Here is a 2,635-nt window from a genome sequence, read left to right as displayed (position 1 = left end):
CCCTATTTGTATTTTCCTCTTCTTTTTTTGAAAAAGTGAAATGATTTGTAAGTTAAACCCGTTATACTTGTTGAAAGAGTTAATCAGTGAGCAGGCAGGAGGTTTATATGAAATGGAAGAAGAAAGACAGAGGATAGAGGAAGTGCTGTCGGGCAATAAACAAGCCTACGCACAAATTATTAACAAATATAAAAATCCGTTATATGCAACCATTTTAAGAATGACAGGAAACCAGCAGGATGCAGTTGATCTAGTTCAGGAATCCTTTATCAAAATTTATCGCCAGCTTGGAAAGTTTGATGGAAAAGGCTCTTTTTCCAGTTGGATGTATCGAGTAGCCATCAATCACTGTATGGATGAATTCAGAAAGAAGCGTTTTAAAATGGAACAGGTTGAAATAAGAGAAGATGATGTCAAGGATTTCCATCATCCCGAAGTGATCTTCTTAAAAAAAGAGAAAAATAGACAACTAGAAAAACTAATTGGCGGCCTTCCAGAAGATGAACGAATGATTCTTCTCCTCCGATATGTAAATGAGCAAAGTTACAGCGAAATCAGTGAATTCATGAGTCTTTCTTTAGCGACGGTAAGAAATAAACTCCATCGTGCCAAGAAAAAATTAAGAGAAATGATCAAAGAGGAAAAAGGAGGGTATTTTCATGAAATGTCCAACGAAAGATAAACTGGAACAATGGTTTGATGGGTTTGACCAAGTCGATGAAATCATTCAATTACATGTAGAAACTTGTCAAGAATGTCAGCAAGTCATCAAGATGTACGCAGAAGAACAAGAATTGATTAAGGAGACGCTCACGACACCAACATTACCTGATGATTTTACAAATCAAGTTTTGAATCAACTTGAACCATATGAACATAAGAAAAAGAAGAAAAAATGGAAACGGGTGTTGCTTATAGCAGCTGCTTGTGTACTTGCAGTAGGATTAACAACCACTTTAAATCCTAGTTTTGCGGAATGGATTGGTGGATTTTTTACAACAGAACAAGTTGATGAAGGTTTAAGAATGGCTTCTGAATCAGGATTAACGCAGCGTATCGACCAAGAAGTAATGGATCAAAGAATTACCTTTAAAGTGGAAGATGTATTAGCAGACACTTCAAGGGTTGCGTTATCTTATCAAGTTGTAAAGGAAAATGGTAAAATACTTAATCCTCAATTAGAATTTAGAGATGGGAAAAATGTCATTTTAGCTTATGATCAAGATGGAAATCCAATTGAAGGTGAAGGGTTTGGAATGAGTTGGATAAATGATTCAGATTATGGATTGATTGAATTTTCCTTACGTGGACATGAATCAATCGATTCACTTACGATTAAGTTTGAATTAACAGAATTAAATGGAACGAGAGGAAACTGGCAATTAGAAATCCCGATCGATTTAAAAGAAATTAAGGAAATGACAACGAGGCTCGTTTTACATGATCAGAAGACGAGTGATAATGGGGTAGGGATTCACTTAAAAGAAGTTCAATTTGCTCCATCTTCAAATGAAATTATGTATGATACGTATTTCACAGCTGAAGAAAAAGCAAAAGTGGAAGCACAAATTCAGGAGCTAGAAAATGAAATTGGGGACAAAAATAATTTTACATTTGCCCCAAACTACGGTACAGCCATTCAGTATCATATTGAAAATAAGAGTGGAAAGACCTTGTATCGTGTTAATATCTTCCAAGATCAAGGCCATCCAAGTGATTCGGGGCTTATGCAAGGAACTGGGGAAGATACGGGGGAGCTTGGATATATGAAATGGAATGAATCATTTATTCCTCAAAAAGAGGAAGATCAGCTTACATTTGTACTTGATGGGGTGATAAAAACGGTCCCATCGGATTTTTCAATAAATGTAAACCCGAAAGAATTAAAAAAGTATCCTCTTTCATTTGAATATGAAGGCAATTTTATCACCGTTAAAAAGGTGGATATGCAGACGGACTTTTCGTTGCAAAAGACATTTCCTCCAGTTGAAACAGAACTGGTTTTAGTCATTGATATGGAGGGTGGGAAGGAAGTTCCGTCATCAGATCTATTATCATGGGCAATAGTTGATGATAAGGGAGATACATATGAAGCTTTTCACAGCAGGTCCGTTCTAGATGAGACAGATGAAAATGGTCGTTTTAAGACAAATACGAAGCTTACCATATATGGAATGAAAGAGATACCTAAGGAATTCACTTTACATTTGTTATCTGTGACACGATATGAAGAAGTAGAAAAGGAATGGAAAGTCCCGTTATATAAAGAGTCTTAAGCTTGGGTTGCTGAGGCAACCCTTTTCCTATTGGACTATAGAGCAGGATGTTTTGTTTCTTTCTTTCTTTCTTATTATGCTTATAACTTTGTAGAAAATAGGAGGATTAGTAACAAAAAGAGTAAGTTTTGGCATTGATGATTTCATCCAATATGCTCGGTGCTATGATAGGATTTGGGTTTTGGAAAACAAAGATTGTTCAGGAATTATTAAAATAGTATTTATTCTTTAACAAAGTTCTGAATGGAGACTGAGAAAGTGTGATTTTTATATTGGAATTTCCTTGATGTTGTAAATCCACATTTTCCTGAATTTATCTCTATTAGAGATAAATTAGTTATTCAAGAAAAGGGCGCTTT

At 35.3% G+C, this 2,635-nt stretch carries 2 protein-coding genes; both read left to right on the top strand.

All coding sequences use genetic code 11. From position 1 onward, the window contains the following. Positions 1-112 precede the first annotated feature (112 nt). Entirely contained in the window at positions 113-682 is a 570-nt protein-coding gene (locus tag V7122_RS25570; RefSeq protein ID WP_335530136.1) for an RNA polymerase sigma factor, read from the top strand. Next, positions 660-2,276 carry a DUF4179 domain-containing protein gene (locus V7122_RS25565; protein WP_335530134.1) on the top strand — a complete coding sequence of 539 codons (1,617 nt, stop codon included), beginning with the start codon at positions 660-662 and terminating at the stop codon, positions 2,274-2,276. The genes V7122_RS25570 and V7122_RS25565 overlap by 23 nt, the downstream gene beginning before the upstream one ends. Positions 2,277-2,635 lie beyond the last annotated feature (359 nt).

The sequence above is a fragment of the Bacillus sp. JJ1532 genome, from assembly GCF_036965085.1.
Taxonomy (GTDB): domain Bacteria; phylum Bacillota; class Bacilli; order Bacillales; family Cytobacillaceae; genus Cytobacillus.
This window is presented reverse-complemented; position numbering and strand designations above follow the sequence as displayed.

Bases quoted from the DNA above. Each gene is read 5' to 3' on its own strand.
- V7122_RS25565 (WP_335530134.1), top strand. From the start codon at position 660: ATGAAATGTCCAACGAAAGATAAACTGGAACAATGGTTTGATGGGTTT.
- V7122_RS25570 (WP_335530136.1), top strand. From the start codon at position 113: ATGGAAGAAGAAAGACAGAGGATAGAGGAAGTGCTGTCGGGCAATAAA.